The following is an 18,170-nucleotide window of genomic DNA, read 5'->3' on the forward strand; positions in this document are numbered from 1 at the left end:
GGCCAGCGTCGCGGCACCGTGGCGCAGGTCGTGCAGGCGGATGGGCGGGAGGCCGATCTCCTCGTACAGCTCGATGAACCGGCGGCCCCGCGGGCCGGACGCGGTGCGGCCTGGCCCGGATCACGCCGTCGCCGGAGCCCGGGCCGCCGCCCCGGCAGCGCACGGAGCGCGCCCCGGACGGCCCGGGGGAGGACGGCGCGGCGGGTGACGGTCCGGGCGGGGAGGGCGACCCGCTCGCGGTGCGGTCCGCGGCCTCCACACCGGTGCCGCTCCAGCAGGCGCCACTGGCACGGAAAGAGGCGGAACGAAGATCGTAGGACTACTACGATCTGGTCGGGTACGGAGGAAGAAGCCTCGAATCCACGGAGTATTCCCGCGATGTCCCAGACCCAGACCCAGACGAGCAGCGAGACCAGCGCCGCGGCCGGCGAGCACCACGGCCGGCACCGCGGCCCGGCCGCCGTCGGCGAGGAGCCCTCGGTGCCCGTCCGAGGGCGCCACCGCCGCACCGCCGGACAGGAGCCGCGGGAGGAGTGATCCCGCCCGCTCCGGTACGTTCTTCCGGGCCTTCCCGCTGCCGGGCACGGAGCGCGCCCCCGCGAGCGCCCCTCCGTCCACCCGCCTCACCGGCCGGGGCACGCGTGGGGCAGCATGGTCGGCAGCACCGCAGGTCAGAAAGGCCGAGCCCATGGATTCCGCAGAGCGACCCGCGCCCGAGGTCCTCGCCGCCTTCGAGGCGGCCAGGGGCTTCATGCCCGCCGACGAGGGGCTGGCGCTGTACGCGGCCGCCCGCGACGCGGCACGGCTGGGGCTGCCGCTGCTGGAGATCGGCACGTACTGCGGCCGCTCCACCCTCCTGCTGGCCGACGCCGCCCGCCGCGCGGACGGCGACGTGACCGTCCTGACCCTCGACCACCACCGGGGCAGCGAGGAGCAGCAGCCGGGCTGGGAGTACCACGACCCCTCCCTGGTGGATACCGAGACGGGGCTGATGGACACCCTGCCCTTCTTCCGCCGCACCCTGCACGCCGCCGGGCTGGAGGAGCACGTCGTCGCGCTCGTCGGACGCTCGCCGCGGGCCGCGTCGGTGTGGGGCGGCCGGCTCGGCCTGGTCTTCGTCGACGGCGGGCACACCGACGAGCACGCGAGTGCCGACTACGAGGGCTGGGTCCCGCATCTGGCCGAGGGCGGGCTGCTGGTCATCCACGACGTCTTCCCGGACCCGGCCGACGGCGGCCAGGCGCCCCACCGCATCCACCGCCGCGCGCTGGCCTCCGGCGCCTTCGCCGAGGAGCGCGCGGTCCGCTCGCTGCGCGTTCTGCGGCGTACCGGTCCGGGCCTGTAGGACGCGGCGCTACGATCCGGTCATGTCCCGTGGACGCCGGCACGCACCGCGAGGAGCGCGACACCACCAGTACGGCCACCGACTCCGGCTACGCGGAGGCGTCCTTCACCCTCGACATCGCCCACCGCGCCCGCACCCTCCCCGAAGAGCTGGGCGCGAGGGTGGAGTTCACCCACGACGGCGACCGCCCGTACGGGCCGTGCGTGGACGAGCGCGCCCGGATCGGGAACGAGGCGGGGGCCGACACGGTGGTCTCGGTGCACGCCGCAGGATCGGGCGAGGGCGACCGGGGCTTCCACCTCGTCCTCCCGGCGCGGGTGACCGAGGGCGCGGCCGACACCCGGCGGATCACCGCCCCCTCGCGCCGGCTGGGCGGGCGCGACGGCGTGCGAGGCGGCGCGCGAACCGCTGGGCGGGCCGGTGGGACGGGCCGGGGCCGGGCGGGAGAACCCGCCGGACTCCGCGGAGCGTCCTTCCGTACGATGGGGCCCGCCCCAGTCTGACCAGACCATGATGAAACCGATTAAGGATATTACGTGAACATCCGCTCGCTCACCCGAAGCGATGGCGCGGTTGTCGGAGCAGCGGTACTGCTGTTCATCGCCTCGTTCCCCGCCTTCTTCAAGGCCGACGACTGCACCGAGAACTGCACGGTCAGCAGCTGGGATCCCGCACTCTTCCCACTGCTGCCGACCGTGACGCTCGCCGCGCTGATCGCGGCCGCCCTGCTCGTCCTCGGGCGGATCATGCCCGGGGACCGCAAGGTGGTGGGGCTCGGTCTCGACCAGTGGGGCACCGCGCTGGCGGTCTTCGTCGGCTGGGCGGCACTGTGGTCGGTGTTCGCCACCATCGCGCCGGACCCGGAGGGCCTGGACCTCAACCGCAACATCGGCCTGGGTGCGGGCGCCTGGCTGACCCTCATCGGCGGTCTGCTCATGGCGGCCTTCGCCGTCCTGGGCAACACCGCGGGCGCGCTCAGGGCCCCGCTGCTGCCGGCCCCCTCCCCGCAGGCCCCGAACCCCTACACTCCGGGCCCGCAGGCCGGCGGCTACGGCTATCCCGGCGCCCAGCCCGGCCAGCCGATGCCCGGTCAGCCGATGCCCGGTCAGCCGCAGGACGGTTACGGCTACCCGGGCGGCCCGCAGCCGGGTCAGCCCGACCAGCACGGCCAGGCGGCGTACGGCCAGCCGACGTACGGCCAGGCGGCGTACGGCCAGGCGGCGTACGACGGGGGCCGGCCGGCGCCGCAGCAGCAGGCGGCTCCGGCGGGCGGCGGCGCTCCGGCCGACCCGAACTTCCAGCCCTTCTGGTTCGCCGTTCCGGTCGCGCGGCCGCTGTACGGCGAGGACGGCTCCCCCGCCCCGGTCGCCGAACTGGCCCCGGGCACCTGGTACCTGGCGGTGGAGCAGCGCGGCCAGGCGCTGGTGGCGCAGACGCAGGACGGCCGCCGCGGCGTCCTGCAGGACACCTCCGGCATCCAGCGCGGCTGACAATCCCCCCGCGCGCTCGCGCGAGCGGTCGTGTGTCGGGCCCCCTCCAGTGCCGGAGGGGGCCCGACACATGTGACACGTGCGTGCGGCGGGAAGCGGGACGGGCGGGCGGGCGGGGGACGGCGTGCCGTGTTCCCGGCGCCCGCCGCGGAAGGACGGCCCCGGCTCAGCAGCAGTCCGGCTCCGGCCCGGCCGGCAGTTCCTCGCCGCCGAAGACCGCCACCGTGGCCTCGTCGCCGCCGAGCGCGGCCACGGCCAGCAGCAGCGAGCCGGCCGTCCAGGAGGTCAGTTCCTCGGGCCAGAATGCCTCGTCCTCGAAGACGTAACCGGTCCAGTACAGGCCGTCCTCGGCGCGCAGGTGCTGCATCCAGCGCAGGATCTCCAGCGCCCGGTCGGACTCCCCCATCACCCACAGGGCCAGGGCGAGTTCGGCGCTCTCTCCGCCGGTCACCCAGGGGTTGGGCAGCACGCAGCGCACGCCCAGGCCGGGGACGACGAAGCGGTCCCAGCCGGACTCGATGCGCTCCTTGGCCGCGGCCCCGGTCACCGCGCCGCCCAGGACGGGGTAGTACCAGTCCATCGAGTAGCGGTCCTTGTCCAGGAAACGCTCGGGGTGGTGGCGCACCGCGTGGCCCAGCCGGCCCAGCGCCAGCTCCCAGTCCGGCTGCGCCTCCTCGCGGTGCTCGGCCAGAGCCAGCGCGCAGCGCAGCGCCTGGTGCATCGAGGAGCAGCCGGTCAGCAGGGCGTCGGTGACGGGAGTGCCGTCGGCCTCCCGCTTCCAGCCGATCTGACCGCCGGGCTGCTGGAGTTCCAGGACGAACTCCACGGCCGCGCGGACCACCGGCCACATGCGGTCCGCGAAGGTGTCGTCGCCGGTGGCGAGGTAGTGGTGCCACACCCCGACGGCGACGTAGGCGCAGAAGTTGGTCTCCTTGCCCAGGTCGGTGGGGCGGGCCGCGTCCCCGTCGGCGTAGGCGGCGTACCAGGAGCCGTCCGTGTTCTGGTGCTCGGCCAGCCAGCGGTAGGCGGTCTCGGCCCGCTCGTGCTCCCCCGCCGCGTCCAGCGCCATCGCGGCCTCGACGTGGTCCCAGGGGTCGAGGTGGTGGCCCCGGAACCACGGGATCGCGCCGTCCTCGCGCTGGAGGGCGGCGATGCCCGCGACGGTCCGCTCGGCCTGTTCGGCGGTCAGGACGCCGGGCAGGACCAGTCGTTCGGTGCGGCCCGGACTCGTCACGCCGTCTCCCGGCCACAGGCGGCGTCGGCGGGCAGGTGCGGCTTGGTGGCGTAGGCCACGAAGCTCTTACCCATCACCGGGTTGAGCAGCTCCTCGGCGAGGCGGGTGGCCAGCGGCTTCTTCATGATGTCCCAGACCAGCAGCTTGTGGTAGGCGCGTACCGGCAGCGCGGCCTCGTCACCGTCCCGGTTCACTCCGAAGGCGCACTTGAGCCACCAGTACGGGGAGTGCAGGGCGTGCGCGTGGTGGGTGCCGTACGGCCTCAGGCCCGCACCCCGCATCTTCGCCAGCAGTTCGTGGGCGCGGTAGATGCGGATGTGGCCGCCCTCGACCTCGTGGTAGGCGTCGGACAGCGTCCAGCAGACCTTCTCCGGCCCGTAGCGCGGCACGGTCACCGCGATCCGGCCACCGGGGCGCAGCACCCGGACCATCTCGGCCAGGACGCCCTTGTCGTCGGGGATGTGCTCCATCACCTCGGAGATGATCACGGCGTCGAAGCTGTCGTCGGGGAAGGGCAGGGCCAGGGCGTCGCCCTCCATCGCGGTGGCCTCGGCGCCCGCCGGGGCCTCGCCGGCCTCCTCCATCGCGGCGAACCACCTGGCGACCTCGCGGATCTCCTCGGCGTCGCGGTCCAGCGCGACGACGCGGGCGCCGCGCCGGTAGCACTCGAAGGCATGGCGCCCGGCGCCGCACCCCAGGTCCAGGACCCGGTCCCCGGGGGCGAGCGGGAAGCGGGAGAAGTCCACGGTCAGCACGGGTGTCTGCCTTCCTCGGTGCGGTGCTGGGGTGCTATGCGGTGCTCTGGGCGTGCCAGGCTGTGCCAGTTGGCGCTAGGCGGTGCGGTCCGGTGACGGCCCGGAGGCGGGGCCGCGGGCGGCGACGGCGGCGCGGTAGTGCTCCACCGTGCCGCGGGCGGCCTGCTCCCAGGTGAAGCGGCGCAGCACCCTCTCCCGTCCGGCCGCGCCCAGGCGTGCCCGCAGTTCCGCGTCGCCGAGCAGCCTGCCCAGCGCCGCGGCGAGCGCTCCGGTGTCGGCCGGCTCCACCGCCAGGCAGGTCTCGCCGTCGGGGCCGGCGACCTCGGGGATGGCGCCGCCGGTGGTGGCGACCAGGGGGGTGCCGGTGGCCATGGCCTCGGCCGCCGGCAGGGAGAAGCCCTCGTAGAGGGAGGGCACGCAGGCGATCTGGGCGCCGCGTACCAGATCGGCCAGCTCCCGGTCGCTGATGCCCTTGACGAACTCCACCGCGCCGCCGAGCCCGTGGCGCTCCATCGCCTCGGCCACCGGCCCCTTCTCCGGGCGTTTGCCGACGACGACCAGATGCGCGTCCGCGTGCTCGGTGCGGACCTTGGCCAGGGCCTCGACGAGGTGGACCAGCCCCTTGAGGGGGACGTCGGCGCTGGAGGTGGTGACGACGCGGCCGGGGATCTCGGGAACGGCCGCGTCGGGCGAGAACAGCCGGGTGTCGGCGCCGATGGGCACGACGTGGACGCGCTCGGGACGCACTCCGAGGTCCTCGGCGATCTCCCGGCGGGAGGACCCGGAGACGGTCAGCACGGTCGGCAGCCGCCGGGCGACACGCCTCTGCATACGGGTGAAGCCGTACCAGCGGCGCACCGAGGCCCGGCGCCTCCAGCTCTCGGCCGCCGCCAGATCCAGGCGGCGGTCGACGGTGACGGGGTGGTGGACGGTGGTGACCAGGGGGAAGCCGAGCCGGTCCAGACCGAGCAGGCCGTATCCGAGGGTCTGGTTGTCGTGGACGACGTCGAACTCGCCGCGCCGGGCGGCCAGGTGGCGGCGGGCGCGCAGCGAGAAGGTCAGCGGCTCGGGGAAGCCCCCGGTCCACATGGCCGCGACCTCCAGCGCGTCGACCCAGTCTCGGTACTCCCCGGGCCTCGGGGTGCGGAAGGGGTCGGGCTGCCGGTAGAGGTCGAGGCTGGGCAGACGGGTGAGGGAGACCTCTCCCGGCAGCCCGTCCGCCCGGTCCAGCACGGGGTAGGGCTGGGCGCCGATCACCTCGACACGGTGTCCGAGTCGGGCCAGCTCGCGCGACAGGTGGCGCACGTAGACACCCTGACCGCCGCAGAACGGGTTCCCCTTGTAGGTGAGCAGCGCTATCCGCAGCGGTCGGCCGCCGTCGGCGGCCTCACCCGCCAGGAGTCCGGGCGCGGCGCCCCAGGTGGCCTCTGCCGTCACTCACGGCCCCCTTCTCGAAGGTCCCAGCGGCGATTTTCCGCCGGAGCGTAACCGCCAGGGATATTCTGGAACAAGTTTCAATGATGCCCCGGGCGCGCTCGGCCCGCGCCCCGGCCCTGTCCGGCTCCAGGGGCGGGGCGGTTCCGGCTCGCAAGATTACCGACTGGTAGGAGTTCCGGACCGGGCCGGGCCGGGTGATTCACGCCACGGCCCCGTCCTGCGAGGATGCGGCTCCCGGGCCCTCACGGCCCGGCCCCGCGGCGGGAGCCGCCCGGGCCCGACGGGACAGACGGCAGGAGAGACTTGACGGCACATCCCGGCTTCCCCTCCACTCCCGCGCTCACCGAGCGCCAGGAGGCGCGCCGCCACCGCATCCTGGCGGCCAGCACCGGGCTGGCCCGGCGCGGGGGCTTCGGCGCGGTGCAGATGCGCGAGGTCGCCGAGTCCGCGGACGTCGCGCTGGGCACCCTCTACCGCTACTTCCCCTCCAAGGTCCATCTGCTGGTCGCCACCATGTACGACCAGCTGGAGCGGCTGCACGAGACGCTGCACCGGCATCCCCCCGGGGAGCCGGAGCCCGCCGCCCGGGTCGCGGTGACGCTGATGCGCGCCTTCCGCGCGCTCCAGCGGGAACCGAACCTGGCGGAGGCCATGCTGCGGGCGTTCACCTTCGCCGACCGTTCGGCCGGCGCGGAGGTCGACGCGGTCTCCCGGCTCACCTCCGAGATCATCCTGGACGCGGTGGGAGCGCGGGGCGAGCCGACGCCGGAGCGGCTCTCGGCGGTCCGCGTCATCGCGCATACCTGGCATTCGGAACTGATCGGATGGCTCTCCGGTCGCATTTCGATCGAGCAGGTCCAAGAAGACATCGAAACGGTTTGCAATTTGATCACCATGGAAACGATCAGTGATGTGCGTCGGTAGCGCGAACCGATGATTCACGCGCCCCCCGATCACCCCCGGCACCTCCATTACTCACCGGTACTGTCCGAAACCCTGCGTTAACCAGTGCCATTTGCAGGTATCTGTTGACGGGTGTTCGACGAACGTCCCCCGATCAGGGCACTGGAGGAGCTGAACGTGATTCAGGTATTGCTGGTGCACCATTTCGGCCTGCTGCGATCCGGCCTGGCGGCGTTGCTCAACGATGCACCCGACCTGGAGGTACGCGACGTACCCTGGTCCAACGATCCCGGCCGGCTCCGGGCCCTGCGGGCGGATGTGTGCGTCCTGGACCTGGACGGACCCGGGGCCCCGGACGTGGCCGGCATGGCGGAACTGTGCCGGCATATGACGTCGGCAAAATGCGGGCTACTGGTTCTGGCCACTCCCGGGCGGCCCGGCGCACTGCGCCGGGCCTATGACGCGCAGGCGCTGGGTTTCGTCGACAAGGACGCCACCCCGCAGCGGTTACTCGAGGGGATCAGAAACGTCGCCGCGGGAAAGAGATACGTGGACGACTCCCTCGCCCACGATCTGCTCCGCGCCGCCGACATGCCCCTCACCGCGCGGGAGCTGAGCGTTCTGTCGCTGGCCGCGAGGGGGGCGACGGTCTCCGAGATCGCCGGGCGGCTGCACCTCTCGCACGGCACCATACGCAACTACATGTCGGCGATCACCCGTAAGACCGGGGCGCGCAACAGAGTCGACGCCATACGGATATCCCAGGGCGCGGGCTGGGTGTAGCGCCGACGGGCGAGGGCCCGACCGGACCGCCGTCCCGCCGGGCGCACAGGTGCGCGGGCACGTGTACGTACGCCCGGCCGGGCCTGTGCGGGGCCCGGGGCCGCGGGTCTCAGGCCGGGGCGCTCTCCCGCCCGGGCCGGGCGGCGGGCCGGGCCTCGCGGCCGGTGTGCCAGCGTCCCACCAGATCGCGGTACAGCGGGGAGCTCTCCAGCAGCTCATGGTGGCTTCCGGCGGTGGCGCGGGCTCCGTCCATCACCAGTACCCGGTCGGCCCGGTGCGCCGAACTGATCCGGTGGGCGACCACCACCAGCGTGCCGGGCCGGTCCGCGAACGCCCGCTCGGCACGCTCCTCCGCCTCCGGGTCCAGATGGCAGGTGGCCTCGTCCAGCAGCACCAGGGGCGCGGGCGACAGATGGGCCCGTGCCAGTGCGATCAGCTGCCGCTCCCCATGGGAGAGGGCGGCCGGGTCGATCACCGCGTCCAGCCCGCCCAGCGAGGCGGCCAGCGGGCCGAGCCCGACCGCCGCCACCGAGGCGGCCAGCCTCGCCTCCGGGCCGCCGCTCTCCGGCCCGCCGCCGGACGGACCGTCCGGGCACAGGTAGAGCAGGTTCTCGCGGAGGGTGCCGGTGAACACGTACGCCTGCTGCGGGATCAGCACACGCCGCCGCGCCGGCTCGCCGGCCCCCCTCCCGGCCGCGGGAGGCGGGACGCCGTCCACCAGCACCTCGCCCCGGCCGGGGGTGAGCAGGCCCGCCACCAGAGCGGTGAGGGTGGACTTGCCGATGCCGCTGGGGCCCACGACGACCAGGTGCTCGCCGGGTTCGACGGTGAGGTCCACCTCCCACAGCACCGGCTGGGCTCCGGGGCCGTAGGCGAAGGTGACCGAGCGCAGCTCCACCCGGGAGCCCTCCGCGGAGGAGGCGGGAGCGGAGGGCCCCGCGGGGGCGGAAGGCTCGGCGGGAGCCGCGGCGGGCTTCCCGGCCTCCGGCTCGCCCTCCCGCCCCGGTTCCGCGCCGACCAGCCGGTCCAGAATCACCAGCAGCCGGGTGCCCGCCGCTCCCAGGGCGCTCATCAGGGTGCGCAGAGCGGGCAGCAGCGACTGGGTCAGATACGTCAGCGCGCCCAGCAGCGCGCCCGCCGTGAGCCCCCGGTCCAGCAGCCACGGAGTGGCCAGCAGCAGCAGCACGATGGGCAGATGCCCGGCCACGCCCAGCGCCACGGTGCGCGCCGCGGCCCACCGGGCCAGCGAACGGGCCGCTTCCACCTCGGTGGCCACCAGCGCGTCCGCCTCCCTGGCGGTGGGCCGCTCGGCCCCGCACGCCACGACGTCCCGCAGCCCGGCGGCGACGGCTCCGTAACGCATGGAGAGGGCCTCGTCCGCGTCGAGGAAGTCCCGCTGGCGCGCCGCCATCGGCACCAGCGTGGCCGTGAAGAGCAGCAGTCCCAGCACCAGTGGCGGAAGGACGACCAGAAGCAGCAGGAGGTGGAGTGAGGCCAGCCCGGCCAGCGCCCCGGCGGCGGTGAAGACGAAGGAGCGCAGCACCAGCACCAGTCCGGCGAAGCTGTCCCGGGCCAGCTCGGTCTGGTGGGTGAGGCGGGAGACGGAGGAGCTGTCCGTCCGGGCCGGCTCGGCCACGGCACCGTGCAGGGCACGGGCCACCACCCGGCTCAGCAGACCGTCGCGCAACGGTTCCACGAGGTCGGCCAGGCCGCGGAAGACCCCTCGTACGGCCAGGCCGCCGGCGACGGTCGCCGCGGCGGCCACCGCCAGCCAGGCCAGTCCCGTCCCGGTGCGCCCGGCCAGGAAACCGCGGTCCAGCGCCTGGGCCACGCCGTAGCCGACCAGGAAGGTCTGCCCGGACTCCAGCAGCGACCAGCCGCCGAGCCGGAGCAGGACGCGCCGCCGGCGGCTCAGGAAGCGCGCGGCGTGCGGCAGGAGGCGGCGGGCCGGGCCCGGGGAGGTACGGCCGGCCGGGCTCACCGGGGCTCCTCCGCCGCCGCGCGGGCCGCCGCCCCGGCACGGCCGGCCGGGGCGTCCGAGGCGTCTTCGGCCGCGAACACCGCCCGGTAGTCCGGCAGTTCCCACAACACCTCGTGCGGTCCGACGGCCCGCACCCGGCCGTCCTCCAGCCATGCCACCAGATCCGCGCGGGCCGCGGAGGAGACGCGGTGCGCGATCAGCAGCCGGGTACCCGGCCGCACCCGGCCCGTCAGCGCCCGGCTCACCTGGAGTTCGGTGACGCTGTCCAGGCTGGAGGTGGCGTCGTCCAGCACCAGCAGCCGTCCCGCGTGGGCGAAGGCCCGGGCCAGACCCAGGCGCTGGAACTCGCCGCCGGACAGCGGCGCGTCCGCGAGCGCGGTGCCGTACCCGGCGGGAAGGCGGCGGACGAAGGCGTCCGCGCTGGCCGCCCGCGCCGCGTCCTCCACGGCGCCGGGGCCCGGGTCGTACGCGCCGAAGGCGACGGCCTCGCCGACGGTCTCCCCGAACAGGGCCGGCCGCTCGAAGGCGTGGCCGACCTCGCGGCGCAGCTCGGCGGAGCCGATCCCGTCCAGCGGGACGCCGTCGAGCAGCACCTGCCCCTCGTCGGGGTCGGCCAGGCGCCCGGCGAGCGCGGCGAGGGTGGACTTGCCCGCGCCGGACCGCCCCACCACGGCCACCGTGGTGCCGCCGGGCACCACCAGATCGACACCGCGCAGCACCTCGCGCCCGCCGCGCACCGCGGTGACGCCGCGCAGCTCCAGCCGTCCGGTGCCGTCCGCCGGCAGGCTCCGGCGGCCGTACGCGACCGGGGGCAGGGCCAGCAGCTCGCCGACGCGGCGGGCCGCGGCGCGGCTGCGCACCAGGGCGCTCAGCCGGCCGGTGACCGCGCCGACCCCGGCGGCCAGGGCCGCGTAGCGGGAGGCGGCCAGCAGCCCGCCGACGCTCAACTCGCCGGCGGCCAGCCGTATACCGCCCACCGCCAGGACGGCGATCGTCAGAAGGGGTACCAGGATGCCGCTGCCGACCATGGCCCGCCCGTACACGTGCCACATGCGCCGCCCCTGTGAGGCCAGTTCGGGCAGCGGGGCCAGCACGCGGGCCCGTTCGCGGTCGGCGGTGCCCGCGGCGGCGAGGGTACGGGCGCCGGCCAGCGCCTCGACCAGGCGCGCGGCGATCTCGCCCTGGACGCGCTGGTAGCGCGAGACGCTGTCGGAGGAGCCGCGGGCGAAGGCGCGCAGCAGCAGCACCAGCAGCGGGACCCCCGCGCAGAAGGCGGCGGCGAGCCAGGGGTCCACCAGCACCAGCGCCGCCAGGGCGCCGAGCGGGGTGAGGAGCGAGGAGACGGCGGTGGCGGCGGCGGCGGGGGCGCCGCCGGCCTCGGCCGCGTTGCCCGACAGCCGGGTCACCAGGTCGCCGTGGCCGAAGCGGGCCGCCCGCCGGGGGCCCACGGCCAGCAGGTGCTCCAGTCCGCGACGGCGCAGCCAGGCGGTGGAGCGGGCGTCGGTGGTGCCGGTGAGATGGGCGCTCACCGCGTCCAGCAGTACCTCGGCGGCGACCAGCAGCGCGCACAGCGCCGTCCAGCGGACGGCCTCCCCGGCGCCGTCCAGCGCCAGGTCGAGGGTGTGTCCGAGCGCGGCGGGCAGGGCGACGGTCGCGGCGGCGGAGGCGGCGGCCAGCAGGCAGATCGCCGCGGCGCGCCCGCCGCTGTGGCGGACCGCGGCCGTCAGGACGCGGTCGGCCGGCAGGCCGGTGGCGGCGGAATCGGAATCGGCGGCGGGCTGGGGCGCCATGGGCGGTTGGCTCCTCGCGTCCGTGGGCGGCGCGGCGGGGTACGCACGGGGCGGCCGGGGCAGACCTGGGGATACGGGGACGCGGTCCCGGGCGCTGTGACCGCCCGGGACCGCGTCGACCGTCTCACGCTCGCGGGATCAGGTCCCGCCGGGGCGAGGTCAGTTGCAGGTGGTGACACTCAGGGAGCTGTCACCGCACAGCAGCAGGCTGGCCTCGGAACCGCCGCCGGCGACGGTGCCCTTGTCCTCGGCGGTCTCCAGGGTCTGCAGGTCGAGAAGCGTCATTTCTCTGTTCCTTTCGTTTCCGTGGGGACGGGATCTTCCGGTACGGCCTCCCTGACGAGAGACCGGCTCTGGGGCCGCCCGGGGGGCGGCGGGAGGAAGGGCAGGTGCACGGGGGTGTCGTGCAGCGCGCTGCCCAGGGCGAGCAGACAGCCGGCCGTGCCGGTGGCGAGATCCATCGACAGGCGCATCATCTGCTCGCCGGGGAAGGCCAGCAGGCCCTGGTAGGGGACGGCGGCCCGGGTCAGCGAGGCGATCTGGCGGCGCAGGTCCGCCTCACGGGCTCCGGGGTCGCCGGCGGTGGTGCGGCTCAGGTGCAGGATCATCCCGGCCGTGCCCCGGAACAGGGCCGGCTGGGCGTAGAACCTGGAGCGGGCGGCCCTGAGGATGTCGTGCCGCGCCCGCTCGAACCGCTCGTCGTCGCGGTGGGCGGCGTAGTCGTCCAGCACCATCCCGATGCCGACGCTGCCCTCGCCGAGGTAGGGCATGGTGCGCCAGCCCTCGTCCACCTGCAGGGCCCCGCCGGCGCTCGTCACGCAGCGGTCGAGGTCGCGCCGCAGCGCTTCGGCGGCGAGGTCGAGCAGTCCGGGCTCGCCGGTGCGCTCGTACAGCCGCAGGAAGAGCAGGGCCTGGCCGGCCGAGCCGTGCAGCAGTCCGGCCCGGGGGCCGCCGCGTCCGGTCCCGCGTCCGCCCTCGCCGGCCCTGTCGGCGACGAGGCGGGCGCAGCGCAGCGCGGCGTCGCGCAGGGCGCTCTCGCCGGTGGAGGCGGCCAGGGAGTCCAGCGCCAGACCGATGCCGGACAGCCCGCCGTGCAGGTCGGGGGCCAGATCGTCCCAGGGCTGGTCCACGACCGTCCCGGCCAGTTCCAGGGCCCGGTCGGTGTGGCCGAAGCGCTCCAGGGTCCAGGCGATGCCGGACAGCCCGTCGTAGAAGCCGAGCGCGATACCGGAGGCGGGCTCCTTGGCCCTGCGCAGCAGCCAGTCCTCGGCGGCCGGGCACCTCTCGGCGCCGGTCTCGGCCAGGGCGTGGAGCACGCCGGCCGCGCCGTTGGCGAAGGAGGCCCCGCCGCCCGCGGCGAACTGGGCGATGTCGCCGGGGAAGAAGCGGTCCTCGCGTTCGGGGGTGGCCGAGGCGAGTATCGCCCGCGCCATCGAGTCGCGGCTGTGCGGCCAGTCGGCGGGGTGGACGGGCAGGTAGCCCCGCCCGGGCGTGCCCGTCGCGGCGCCCGCCGTCCCCTCCCGGGCCGTGCCGCCCGGACCGCGCCCGGCGCCGTCCGGCTCCGGGGGCTCCCAGCCGCGGAGGATCTCCGCCACGGCCTCGTCGAGGAACCCGCGCGGCACGGGGAACTCCTCGGCCACCAGCTCGGCCAGGTGCGCCGCCTTGCCCCGGTCGATCGCCAGCAGACTGGTCTGCGGCAGGAAGAGCGCGATGCGCAGGCAGGCCAGGGCGTAGCGGTCGACGTCGAACCCCCTGCGGTCGGCCGGGGCCACGAAGCCGGGATTGGCGATGACCTGGCGGCGGCCCTCGTCGATGTGGGCGGCGGCCTCGAAGTCCAGCAGCGTCACCGACCGCTCGTCCTCGGAGACCATGATGTTGAACAGGTGCAGGTCGTTGAAGACGACGCCGCGGGCGTGGACGGCCTCGACGGCCTCCTCCACCAGCCGGTGGACGCGCAGGGCCCACTCGGTGTACCCGGCGATCGCCTCCGGGCCGGGGTCCGCCTCGATCAGCGGATGGCGCAGGGCGAAGAAGCTGTTGAGCGGCCGGCCCTCGACATACTCCAGCACCAGGAACCAGTGGTCGCCGAGCTGGAACCAGTCGCGCACCTCGGGGGTCTGGGGCAGGCCCGACAGCCCCTCCAGCGCCTCCTTCTCGCGGCGCAGGCGGGCCACGGCGTCGGCGCCGTCGGCGGCGAGGCCGGCGTGGGGGCGGCCCTCCTTGAGGACGACCTTCTCACCGGTGCGGGTGTCGGTGCCGACGTACACGCCCCCGCCGTTGGAGAAGTGCAGGGCCTTCTCGATGCGGTAGGGGATGTCGGCGACCTTCGCCGCGCCGCGGGCCTCCAGATGGGGCCGCAGGAAGTCGGGGAGGGTGATCCAGTCGGGGACGTGGAAGGCCGGGTCCCTGCGGTCGGGCACCAGACGGCCCCCGGCGTCCTCGACGGCGGGACGCAGCTCGCCGTTCTCGTAGCAGTGCCGCTCGGTGAAGCTGCCCCAGCGCACGTGCACCGGGCCGTTCCCCCAGCGCAGGTCGCTGAGGATGTACGGGCCGCTCTCGCCGGCCAGCAGCGCGTCGAGGTCCTCGGCGATAGTGCGGCACTGCTCGTCGCCGGCCGGGTAGACGGTGACGAACTTCCCGCTGGCGCCGCGGTCGGCGTACTTGGCGTTGCGGTTGTGCAGGAGGTAGCGGCTGGGCATGAACTTGAAGGCCACGCCCCGGGAGACGCAGTAGTCCCACACCTTCTCCAGGATCCGCTCGGCGTTGTCCAGGCAGGCCGAGACGTGGATCTTCCAGCCCTGGGCGGGGAGTTCGGCGTTCAGGGGGCGCAGGGCCAGCCAGTCGCCGGAGCGGTGGCGCTGCCAGCCGGCGGGGGCCGGGCGGCGGGCGGCCTCGTAGGTGCCGGCCCGTCCGGTCTCGTCCGGGAGGCGGTGGGGAGCGTCGTAGAAGTGGCGGTCGGCGTCGCAGAAGACGGCGTAGCCCTTGCTCATCGTTCCCCCTCGGCTCTTCTCGGTCACCGGCGGCGTCCGGGGAAGACCATTCCACGGCGCCCGAGGGGCGGAACAGTCACAGCTGTCACGAGTCGGCCGTGAGGAATGCACGAGTGGTCCGCGAGCGGCTCGCGAACGTCTTCCGGGGCGGGGAGGGGGCCGCGGACCTCGCGGGGGAGGGCGCCGGTCCGCACCGCCGGGGGCGGTGCGGTCGTCGTCCGCGACGGCAGCCGCGGATGTGACCCCGCTCCCACCTGCGGCCCGGCCGGAACCGCGGCCGTTAGAGTGACCCGCGGAACGTCCTGTGCCCGAGCGGGGGAAGCCGGTGCGAATCCGGCGCTGGCCCGCAACCGTGATCAGGCGGACACCGCCCCGTCCGCCGTACAGCCGGAGCACCCGCCCGGGCACGCAAGGCTCCCGGAGCCGCCCCCGCCGCACGGCGGGGCGCGGCCCCGGCACCGGCACCGTCGAGGAACGCGGAGCCGAGCCCGGTGTGCCCCGTGCGGTGAGCGCGGCCGGCCGTCCGTGCACGGCTGCGCCGCGAGAAAGGCACCCGCCCATGTCCCTGCGCCGCACCGCCGCGGCCCTGGCCGCCTCCACCGCGCTCTGCGCGGTCGCGGCCCCCGTCGCCGCAGCCGACGAGTCGCCGTCCGCTCGGCCCCCGGCGCAGCGGGATCTGCCCTCCGGGCTGTACGGGAAGGACGACCCGCGGTACGACGGCGTGTGGCGCCAGTCCACGGCCCTGCTGGCCCAGGACGCGGTCGGGGTGGAGCCCGCCGCCGAGGCCGTGTCGTGGCTGACCGGCCAGCAGTGCGAGGACGGCTCCTTCGCCTCCTACCGCCCCGACCCCGCCCGGGCGTGCACCGACGAGACGGTGGCCGACGTCAACGCCACGGCCGCCGCCGTCCAGGCGCTGGCGGCCCTCGGCGGCCACGGCGAGCGGGTGGAGCGGGCCGTGAAGTGGCTGCGGACGGTCCAGAACGAGGACGGCGGCTGGGGCTTCAACCCCGGCGGCCCCAGTGACGCCAACTCCGTCTCCGTCGTGATCGGCGCCCTGGACGCCGCGGACGAGGACCCGGCGAGGACGCTCCCGGCGAAGGGCGGGAAGTCCCCCTACGACTCCCTCCTCGGCTTCCAGCTCGGCTGCGACGCCGAGGAGGACGAGCGCGGCGCCTTCGCCTACCAGCCCGACGAGAAGGGCCGCCTGGCCGCGAACGACGACGCCACGGCCGCCGCCGTACTGGCCGCCCGGGGCGAGGGTCTGGCCGCCCCCTCCGGCGGTGGGGGCGGCGGCGCCGAGGACCGCGGGGCCGCGAAGGCTCTGGAGTGCGCGGAGGACGACGGCGAGGGCGACGGGGGCGACGGGAAGCGCACCCCGGCCGAGGCCGCCGACGCCGGCGCCGCGTATCTGACGCGGGTGCTGGAGGCGGGCGGCGGGCATCTGAAGTCCGCCATGCCCGGCGCCGAGGAGCAGCCGGACCACGGCAACACCGCCGACGCCGTGATCGCCCTGGCCGCGGGCGGCCACCGCGACGCCGCCGGGAAGTCGCTGACCTGGCTGGAGAAGAACCTCGACTCCTGGGACAAGGCCTCCGGCAGCCCGGCCGCCCTGGGACAGCTCGTCCTCGCCGCCCGCGCCGCGGGCGGCGATCCGGCCGACTTCGGCGGGGTGAACCTGGTCGAGCGGCTGAACGCCACCGGCCCGGCCCCGGCGTCCGTCCCCTCCGGCGGGGACGGCGGCCGGAAGGAGGCCGCGGACGACGGCGACGGCGGCTCGCCGGTGGTGTGGTCCCTCGTCGGCGCGGGCCTGGTCGCCGGAGCGGGCGCCGGGTTCCTGATCAGCATGCGGAAGAGGCGGGCGCGGTGAGCTCGCCGCGCACCGTGCTCGCCGGCGTGCTGACCGCCGTGCTCGCGGGCGTGTTCGCAGCCGCGCTGTCGGCGGCGGGCACGGCCCCCGCCCACGCCGCGGGCTACCGCTACTGGTCCTTCTGGGAGCACGACGGCGGCCGGTGGACGTACGCCACGCAGGGGCCGGGCACGCTGCGGCCCGAGGACGGCGACGTGCTGGGCTTCCGGTTCGCCGTCAGCGAGGACTCGGCCGAGGCGGACAGGCCCCGCGGGACCGGCGACTTCGAGGAGATCTGCGACGGCGCCGGGGCCCGGGAGGGGAGCAAGCGGATCGCGCTGAGCATCGACTTCGGCACCCGGGCCGACGCGCCCGGGGGCGAGAGGCCGCCCGGCGGCCGCACCGAGTGCGCGCACGTGCCCGAGGACGGGACCGCCGCCGAGGCACTGGCCGCCGTACTGAGGCCGCTGCGGTACGACTCCGGCTCGCTGCTGTGCGCCATCGCCGGCTATCCGCGCACCGGCTGCGGTGAACAGGTCTCCGACTCCGCGGCGGCGACGGCCGGCGCCTCCGAGGGCACGGCCTACGGGGACTCCGGCGCGTCCGGGGGCACGGCCGTCCCCGAGAGCGGCGGCGGCCCCTCTGCCGGGCTGCTCGGAGGCGGCGCCGTCGTCGCCTTGCTCGCCGCCGCGGCCGTCCGGCAGGCCCGCCGGCGCCGGTCATGACTCCCCGGCGGCCCCTGCCGGCTCCGTGTGCGCTTGTGCACGGCCTGCGCGCTCCGCGCGCGACACGCTCCAACGCGCTGCACGCGGGCGCGTGGTGGCTGTGGGCGCTGGGGCTGGCCACGGCCGCCTCCCGCACCACCAACCCGCTGCTGCTGACCCTGATCATCGCCGTCACGGCGTACGTCGTCGCGGCCCGCCGCACCGACGCGCCCTGGGCCCGCGGCTACGGCGCCTTCCTGAAGATCGCCCTGGCGGTGCTGGTGATCCGGCTGGTCTTCGCCGTCCTCCTCGGCTCCCCGGTCCCCGGCACCACCGTGCTGTTCACCCTCCCCGAGGTGCCGTTGCCCGACTGGGCGCAGGGCGTGCGCGTCGGTGGCCGGGTCACGGCCGAGGGGCTGGTGTTCGCGCTGCGCGACGGGCTGAAGCCGGCCACCATGCTGGTGTGCGTCGGCGCGGCCAACGCCCTGGCCGGCCCCGCCCGGCTGCTCAAGTCCCTGCCCGCCGCGCTGTACGAGGTGGGAATGGCCGTGGTCGTGGCGATGACGTTCGCCCCCCATCTGATCGCCGATGTCCGCCGGCTGCGGGCCGCCCGCCGGCTGCGCGGCCGCGACGACAAGGGGATCGGGGCGGTGCTGCGGATCGGGCTGCCGGTCCTGGAGGGCGCGCTGGAGCGCTCGGTGGCACTGGCCGCCTCGATGGACGCGCGCGGCTACGGCCGTACCGCGCGCGTGCCGCCCGCCGTGCGCCGCACCACCGCCGCCCTGACCCTGGGCGGGCTGCTGGGCGTGTGCGCCGGGACGTACGGGCTGCTGGCCGCCCGGGGCGCGGCCTTCGGGCTGCCGGTGCTGCTGCTCGGGCTGGCCGCCGCGCTCGGCGGGCTGTGGCTGGGCG

At 75.6% G+C, this 18,170-nt stretch carries 16 protein-coding genes and 1 riboswitch; of the genes, 9 read left to right on the top strand and 7 right to left on the bottom strand.

All coding sequences use genetic code 11. The features are described from left to right. The first annotated feature begins 378 nt into the window (after positions 1-378). The 4 genes from LJ221_RS16645 to LJ221_RS16660 all read left to right on the top strand — a co-directional run bounded on the left by LJ221_RS16645 (position 379) and on the right by LJ221_RS16660 (position 2,835). Complete coding sequence (locus tag LJ221_RS16645) at positions 379-537, top strand: hypothetical protein (protein ID WP_241717518.1); 159 nt, start codon at positions 379-381, stop codon at positions 535-537. A gap of 151 nt (positions 538-688) precedes the next feature. Continuing rightward, positions 689-1,345 (top strand): class I SAM-dependent methyltransferase, encoded by a 657-nt coding sequence (locus tag LJ221_RS16650; protein ID WP_241717519.1) that lies wholly within the window; start codon positions 689-691, stop codon positions 1,343-1,345. 29 nt (positions 1,346-1,374) lie between these two features. Beyond that, complete coding sequence (locus LJ221_RS16655; RefSeq protein WP_374228480.1) at positions 1,375-1,848, top strand: N-acetylmuramoyl-L-alanine amidase; 474 nt, start codon at positions 1,375-1,377, stop codon at positions 1,846-1,848. A gap of 33 nt (positions 1,849-1,881) precedes the next feature. After that, on the top strand, positions 1,882-2,835 hold the full coding sequence (locus tag LJ221_RS16660) for a DUF5336 domain-containing protein (protein ID WP_241717520.1): 954 nt from the start codon (positions 1,882-1,884) through the stop codon (positions 2,833-2,835). A 166-nt stretch (positions 2,836-3,001) separates the two neighbouring features. Here LJ221_RS16660 and LJ221_RS16665 read toward each other — a convergent pair whose 3' ends face one another. From LJ221_RS16665 to LJ221_RS16675, 3 genes are all read right to left on the bottom strand, one after another. Continuing rightward, positions 3,002-4,069: a prenyltransferase gene (locus tag LJ221_RS16665; protein ID WP_241717521.1), complete on the bottom strand. Its 1,068-nt coding sequence runs from the start codon at positions 4,067-4,069 to the stop codon at positions 3,002-3,004. Further along, the gene (locus LJ221_RS16670; RefSeq protein ID WP_241717522.1) at positions 4,066-4,824 is read right to left on the bottom strand and encodes a class I SAM-dependent methyltransferase; all 759 of its coding nucleotides are present in this window, start codon (positions 4,822-4,824) and stop codon (positions 4,066-4,068) included. Before LJ221_RS16670 ends, LJ221_RS16665 begins: the two co-directional genes overlap by 4 nt. A 75-nt stretch (positions 4,825-4,899) precedes the next feature. After that, complete coding sequence (locus LJ221_RS16675) at positions 4,900-6,261, bottom strand: glycosyltransferase family 4 protein (RefSeq protein WP_374228481.1); 1,362 nt, start codon at positions 6,259-6,261, stop codon at positions 4,900-4,902. A 303-nt stretch (positions 6,262-6,564) separates the two neighbouring features. Here LJ221_RS16675 and LJ221_RS16680 point away from each other — a divergent pair, with 303 nt between their 5' ends. Together LJ221_RS16680 and LJ221_RS16685 are read left to right on the top strand one after the other, a co-directional pair. Then, positions 6,565-7,185, top strand: a complete 621-nt coding sequence (locus tag LJ221_RS16680) for a TetR family transcriptional regulator (protein WP_241717523.1) — start codon at positions 6,565-6,567, stop codon at positions 7,183-7,185. 156 nt (positions 7,186-7,341) lie between these two features. After that, positions 7,342-7,947 (top strand): response regulator transcription factor, encoded by a 606-nt coding sequence (locus LJ221_RS16685; protein WP_241717524.1) that lies wholly within the window; start codon positions 7,342-7,344, stop codon positions 7,945-7,947. Positions 7,948-8,056: 109 nt separating this feature from the next. On the opposite strand, the gene LJ221_RS16690 is transcribed toward LJ221_RS16685, so the two are convergent. The 4 genes from LJ221_RS16690 to lanKC all read right to left on the bottom strand — a co-directional run bounded on the left by LJ221_RS16690 (position 8,057) and on the right by lanKC (position 14,708). After that, entirely contained in the window at positions 8,057-9,928 is a 1,872-nt protein-coding gene (locus tag LJ221_RS16690; protein WP_241717525.1) for an ATP-binding cassette domain-containing protein, read from the bottom strand. Beyond that, positions 9,925-11,718, bottom strand: coding sequence for an ABC transporter ATP-binding protein (locus tag LJ221_RS16695; RefSeq protein ID WP_241717526.1), 1,794 nt, complete (start codon positions 11,716-11,718; stop codon positions 9,925-9,927). Before LJ221_RS16695 ends, LJ221_RS16690 begins: the two co-directional genes overlap by 4 nt. A gap of 159 nt (positions 11,719-11,877) precedes the next feature. Beyond that, positions 11,878-12,003, bottom strand: a complete 126-nt coding sequence (locus LJ221_RS16700) for a SapB/AmfS family lanthipeptide (protein WP_241717527.1) — start codon at positions 12,001-12,003, stop codon at positions 11,878-11,880. Beyond that, entirely contained in the window at positions 12,000-14,708 is a 2,709-nt protein-coding gene (gene lanKC, locus LJ221_RS16705; RefSeq protein ID WP_241717528.1) for a class III lanthionine synthetase LanKC, read from the bottom strand. The genes LJ221_RS16700 and lanKC overlap by 4 nt, the downstream gene beginning before the upstream one ends. 315 nt (positions 14,709-15,023) lie before the next feature. After that, a riboswitch (cobalamin riboswitch) is annotated at positions 15,024-15,106 on the top strand. A 161-nt stretch (positions 15,107-15,267) separates the two neighbouring features. On the opposite strand from lanKC, the gene LJ221_RS16710 reads away from it, so the two are divergent. The 3 genes from LJ221_RS16710 to LJ221_RS16720 all read left to right on the top strand — a co-directional run. Next, positions 15,268-16,575, top strand: coding sequence for a prenyltransferase/squalene oxidase repeat-containing protein (locus LJ221_RS16710; RefSeq protein ID WP_241717529.1), 1,308 nt, complete (start codon positions 15,268-15,270; stop codon positions 16,573-16,575). After that, the gene (locus tag LJ221_RS16715; protein WP_374228482.1) at positions 16,572-17,279 is read left to right on the top strand and encodes an SCO2322 family protein; all 708 of its coding nucleotides are present in this window, start codon (positions 16,572-16,574) and stop codon (positions 17,277-17,279) included. Before LJ221_RS16710 ends, LJ221_RS16715 begins: the two co-directional genes overlap by 4 nt. Then, positions 17,276-18,170: CbiQ family ECF transporter T component (locus LJ221_RS16720; RefSeq protein WP_308314800.1), on the top strand; the 895-nt coding region annotated here is incomplete at its 3' end. The genes LJ221_RS16715 and LJ221_RS16720, both read left to right, overlap by 4 nt.

The sequence above is a fragment of the Streptomyces sp. CNQ085 genome (assembly GCF_022614595.1).
Classification (GTDB): domain Bacteria; phylum Actinomycetota; class Actinomycetes; order Streptomycetales; family Streptomycetaceae; genus Streptomyces.

Excerpts from the sequence above, each read along its gene's own strand:
- LJ221_RS16700 (WP_241717527.1), bottom strand. The coding sequence starts at position 12,003 with ATGACGCTTCTCGACCTGCAGACCCTGGAGACCGCCGAGGACAAGGGC.
- lanKC (WP_241717528.1), bottom strand. The coding sequence starts at position 14,708 with ATGAGCAAGGGCTACGCCGTCTTCTGCGACGCCGACCGCCACTTCTAC.
- LJ221_RS16695 (WP_241717526.1), bottom strand. The coding sequence starts at position 11,718 with ATGGCGCCCCAGCCCGCCGCCGATTCCGATTCCGCCGCCACCGGCCTG.
- LJ221_RS16650 (WP_241717519.1), top strand. The coding sequence starts at position 689 with ATGGATTCCGCAGAGCGACCCGCGCCCGAGGTCCTCGCCGCCTTCGAG.
- LJ221_RS16645 (WP_241717518.1), top strand. The coding sequence starts at position 379 with ATGTCCCAGACCCAGACCCAGACGAGCAGCGAGACCAGCGCCGCGGCC.
- LJ221_RS16710 (WP_241717529.1), top strand. The coding sequence starts at position 15,268 with ATGTCCCTGCGCCGCACCGCCGCGGCCCTGGCCGCCTCCACCGCGCTC.